Annotated in this window: 5 protein-coding genes and 1 tRNA gene; 3 read left to right on the plus strand and 3 right to left on the minus strand. The window is 33.0% G+C overall.

Features of this window, described 5'->3' with window-relative positions; all coding sequences use genetic code 11:
- The first annotated feature begins 489 nt into the window (after positions 1 to 489).
- A complete protein-coding gene (locus WBM70_RS03460) occupies positions 490 to 1,386 on the plus strand; it encodes an ATP-grasp domain-containing protein (RefSeq protein ID WP_424557115.1) in 897 nt (298 codons plus the stop codon).
- A 47-nt stretch (positions 1,387 to 1,433) separates the two neighbouring features.
- Here WBM70_RS03460 and WBM70_RS03465 read toward each other — a convergent pair whose 3' ends face one another.
- Both WBM70_RS03465 and WBM70_RS03470 read right to left on the minus strand, forming a co-directional pair.
- Positions 1,434 to 1,604, minus strand: a complete 171-nt coding sequence (locus WBM70_RS03465; RefSeq protein ID WP_424557116.1) for a hypothetical protein — start codon at positions 1,602 to 1,604, stop codon at positions 1,434 to 1,436.
- Between the two features lie 26 nt (positions 1,605 to 1,630).
- A tRNA-Met gene (locus WBM70_RS03470) sits at positions 1,631 to 1,707 on the minus strand.
- A gap of 291 nt (positions 1,708 to 1,998) precedes the next feature.
- Between WBM70_RS03470 and WBM70_RS03475 the strand changes: the two genes are divergently transcribed.
- On the plus strand, positions 1,999 to 2,424 hold the full coding sequence (locus WBM70_RS03475; protein WP_424557117.1) for a hypothetical protein: 426 nt from the start codon (positions 1,999 to 2,001) through the stop codon (positions 2,422 to 2,424).
- 108 nt (positions 2,425 to 2,532) lie between these two features.
- Positions 2,533 to 2,703: a hypothetical protein gene (locus WBM70_RS03480; protein ID WP_424557118.1), complete on the plus strand. Its 171-nt coding sequence runs from the start codon at positions 2,533 to 2,535 to the stop codon at positions 2,701 to 2,703.
- A 24-nt stretch (positions 2,704 to 2,727) separates the two neighbouring features.
- On the opposite strand, the gene WBM70_RS03485 is transcribed toward WBM70_RS03480, so the two are convergent.
- Positions 2,728 to 3,330 carry a LysE family translocator gene (locus WBM70_RS03485; protein WP_424557119.1) on the minus strand — a complete coding sequence of 201 codons (603 nt, stop codon included), beginning with the start codon at positions 3,328 to 3,330 and terminating at the stop codon, positions 2,728 to 2,730.
- Positions 3,331 to 3,361: the final 31 nt, after the last annotated feature.

Raw genomic sequence — 3,361 nt, forward strand, 5'->3', positions numbered from 1 at the left:
GAGCTTGAGAGTAACCATGCTTTTGAAATGTCCCAATTTCTCAAAGAGAAGAAGAAATGATTATTCTGTTTTAGAAATCAACTATCAGTTTTTTCATTGTCTAGCATATCTGAAGGCAGATATCCAAACATCTCTTTATATTCTCCAGTCAGACGACTTGTATGAAATAAGCCTTCTTTGTATGCCAACATCTAACTATTTACATTTTAATTATCCGTACGTGGAGGATTCATGGAGTATGGCACTGAATTCGAATCTTCCACTACATATTACCTAGAGACTATATTTCCCCTTACTATATATATTAATGTTATAAAATACGTTAGATTACAAAATTTTAATTTTTAACTACGTCATTTTGGTCTAAAATGTTTAATAATTAATCATAATATTGTTTATATAGTTTACATTTGAGTATATAATTAAATGATAAAAATAATATCAAATGATGAATCTACACTCTCTAGATGCATATGATAAAGGTATGACATGTCAAGAAAAATTGGATTATGGCTCTATAAAAATGGCGGTGGAGAGAAAATTCAGGAAAAAATAATACAGCAATTGAATGAACGTGATATTGAGGTCATCTCTGATGTTAATCTCAGAGAAGCAACCGTTAGGGGTGGACATATGTTACATCATGATAGGAAAATAGACGAACTTGACCTTTTCTTTTCTTACAATGCCGGTGAGCAGACACAATATCAGGTCTTTCTCTATCAGGCACTTAACCGTATTATTCCAATGATAAACAGCTTTGAATCGTTTTCTCTGACTGAAGACAAGTTTCAGACCGCATATCTATTGGGACATCATGGTATCCACACACCAGAGTTTGAGCTATGTCACCGAGACAACGGAAAAACACTCTATAATATCATCGATAAGTGGGGTAAAATGGTTTACAAACCAACCGATGGATGGGGTGGTGTCGGATTGACCAAGATCGAGAGTAAAACAACGCTGGACGCACTCTATCCATTCTTAAATCAATTAGACCTAAGATTTTTATATGTTGAGAAGTTTGTCAAATATGATAATACTGATTTCCGTATTGATATTGTGGATGGTGAGTTTGTCAGTTGTTATGGAAGAAAAGCACCTGGTACAGACTGGCGTACAAATATCACCAGTGGCGGTTCAATTTTTCTTAGAGAACCTACAGATGAAGTTGTCAGTATAGCCAAAGAAGCAGCGAAGGTATGTGGTACCGATATCGCCGGTATTGATCTCATTTATGATATGGAAAAAGAAGAATATGTTGTTCTTGAAGTCAATGGAATCCCTGCATTCGCCACCCCTGAACAAGAAAAAATGGGTCTTAACTTTAATGATAAGAAGATCGATCTGATTGTGGACCTGATTGACAGAAAATCAAAGTAGAAAAATGAATGATGCAGTCAAACTATTGTTTTAAAAAATAGGGGGAATTATTTATATAGGTGTTGTTGTTTTATTGGGTCATTATGATCTAAAAGTTTTTTAGCAATATTGATTGATAATCCTGATTTAGAACAGGCAATATTAAATTGTTCATTATCATTTAAAAGTCTAATTAATACTTTTAGTCTAGTATCTTTAGATATATTATTTATTGACATCTTTTCTCCTTGTATTTTATGTAATTTGGTTGCGGAAGATGGATTTGAACCATCGACCTTTGGGTTATGAGCCCAACGAGCTACCAGACTGCTCTATTCCGCGATAAAAAATATTATGTTATGTTTGATAAATTATAGATAGGGAAGCTACAAAATAGATGTTCAGTATAGCCATATAAACTTAACTAAGCATAAATGTGCATCTGAGAAAGATTTTTAGACTTAGAATATAAAGTGAAATATAGCATACTCTGCCAAATATGTGAGTTCATTATATGGCAAAGGCTAACTATTTATAATTTGGTGGATTTTTAATCATGATAATATGTCTAAAATATCTTTTATATAGCTATATTTGAATATAATTTCATAAGTAAACATTTAAGGATATATGATGACCAAATTTACAGACATAAAACTAAATGATGAAATGTACTCCATTGTATTTGGTTTTGGTAAAGTTATTTTTGTATTAACCAAATCACTGAGATTAGATGGATATTATGTATTTGAGGTTGAATATGAAAATGGGCAAAAAGTGTATTATACTGAAGATGGTAAACCTAATTGGTGCCGGGATATAAATAATTGTACTAAAACTATATGTTATAAACACGAAGTAAATTTTGATGAAGTTGATACTAAACCGAAGAAAAAAGTACTCACCAAAAATAAAATCAATGAATTAAGGTATAACGATAATTTAGAAATGATGAGTCCTGCCGGTGGTTGGATCGATGCCAATTTGATGCCTGATATTATGGTTGATAATGCTATGAACAAAGAGCAATATCATTTATTCAGAAAAATGAAAAGTTAATGGTTAAATTTATAAATCAAGTAGGTATTAGGTCATAATACTCAGTAGTTACTATTCAATTGTACGATAAAATAAAATATAAGAGTCTACTAGATAGGATAACGGTACATGAGTGTAATTATAAGGACTGAAGAGGTGCTTAATGGGCATGGAGACTTGGTTAAGTTAATTCATCATTATAGGGATGGCTCCAAGGATGAGAGGGAAGTGTTTGTCTCAGCCAAAGAGTTGGTAAGAATAGAATCTGTTCAGAAGCGTTGGTTGGGTAAAAAATGCTAATACATAACTTTATACATGCGATATTTAGCCGAACATATTCATAAGCAATGACAAACCAAAACCTAGCAATACGATACTGGAAAATATATTGAAATAGTATGTCATTTTTTGTGAGATCCTATGCTTTGATCTATGCACAAAATAAGGCATGAGTGTGATCCATAGGAGCAAGGCACAAAGCATACCGACTATAGCAATAACAGGTTCCAGGTTTTTATGTGCTGTATAGCTTGCGATACTGAGCCAAAAAGCAACAGTATAGGGGTTGACAAAGGTAAGTGCAAAACCTTGAAGATACGATGCGATCCGGCTCTTAGAGGTTGTTGTCTCTTTATTAGCATTAAGTGTGTTATTTCTGCTTTTAAAAATAAGATATGCCATATAGAGTAAAAAAGTACTTCCTAGAACGCCTAAAATATTTAATATATAGGTTTGATCAAAAAAAGTAGCAATACCTAATAAGAGCAAGGAAAGATAGAGCAGGTCTGCACTCATAGCACCAAAGCCAATAGCCACTGCACTTTTATACTCTCTAAGGGCATTGTTCATAATGAGTATATTGATAGGTCCAAGCGGAATGGAAGCCCCCATACCGAGTAAAAAACCTTCTAAAAATGATATGATCATCAGTGACCTTGTTGATTTGGATTATTGCTTT

Source organism: Sulfurovum sp., assembly GCF_049668085.1.
Lineage (GTDB): Bacteria > Campylobacterota > Campylobacteria > Campylobacterales > Sulfurovaceae > Sulfurovum.

Bases quoted from the DNA above. Each gene is read 5' to 3' on its own strand.
- WBM70_RS03465 (WP_424557116.1), bottom strand. From the start codon at position 1,604: ATGTCAATAAATAATATATCTAAAGATACTAGACTAAAAGTATTAATT.
- WBM70_RS03480 (WP_424557118.1), top strand. From the start codon at position 2,533: ATGAGTGTAATTATAAGGACTGAAGAGGTGCTTAATGGGCATGGAGAC.
- WBM70_RS03475 (WP_424557117.1), top strand. From the start codon at position 1,999: ATGACCAAATTTACAGACATAAAACTAAATGATGAAATGTACTCCATT.
- WBM70_RS03460 (WP_424557115.1), top strand. From the start codon at position 490: ATGTCAAGAAAAATTGGATTATGGCTCTATAAAAATGGCGGTGGAGAG.
- WBM70_RS03485 (WP_424557119.1), bottom strand. From the start codon at position 3,330: ATGATCATATCATTTTTAGAAGGTTTTTTACTCGGTATGGGGGCTTCC.